The following is a 594-nucleotide window of genomic DNA, read 5'->3' on the forward strand; positions in this document are numbered from 1 at the left end:
GAGTGCTCGAACAGGGCGATCAGGTGATCCGCCACGGCCCGCACCCGCCGGGAGTGGGCGAGATCGCTGTGGAGCACCAGCCAGATGGGCTGATCCACCCCAAGCTCCGGCAGCAGGCAGACCAGATCCGTCTGGCTGGCGAGGAAGTGGGGCAGCACCGCCAGCCCCATACCGGCCCGGGCGGCGGCGAGCTGGGCCGCCAGGGTGCCGGTCTCCAGCCGGCAGGGGCGGCCGCGCAGCATGCGGGTCATCCATCTGGCGGCGGGCAGGTGGCCATTGGTCTCGTTCCAGCCGATGAAGTCGTCCTGCTCGAAGCTGGCGACATCTGTCCCCGCCTGGCGGGTATCGACATAGGTGCGGGCCCCATACAGACCGAAACCCAGGGTGCCCAGCCGCTTGATGGTGAGGTTGCCGGCATCGGGCTTGACCATGCGCACCGCGAGATCGGCATCGCGCCTGTGCAGGTTCACCGTCTGCACCCCGGTGACCAGCTCCACCCTCAGCTCGGGGTGCTGGGCAAAGAGCGTTGGCAGGGAGGGGATGATAAGGGGGTTGGCCAGGTTCTCGGCGGTGGCGAGGCGCACGGTGCCGGCC

Annotated in this window: 1 protein-coding gene; it reads right to left on the reverse strand. The window is 69.5% G+C overall.

Features of this window, described 5'->3' with window-relative positions; genetic code table 11:
• Positions 1–594 (reverse strand): LysR substrate-binding domain-containing protein (locus BN1119_RS02785; protein WP_084205263.1); only part of this gene is annotated, 594 nt, incomplete at both ends.

Origin of the sequence: Aeromonas bivalvium, from assembly GCF_000819765.1 — a bacterium.
In the GTDB taxonomy this organism is placed as follows: domain Bacteria; phylum Pseudomonadota; class Gammaproteobacteria; order Enterobacterales; family Aeromonadaceae; genus Aeromonas; species Aeromonas bivalvium.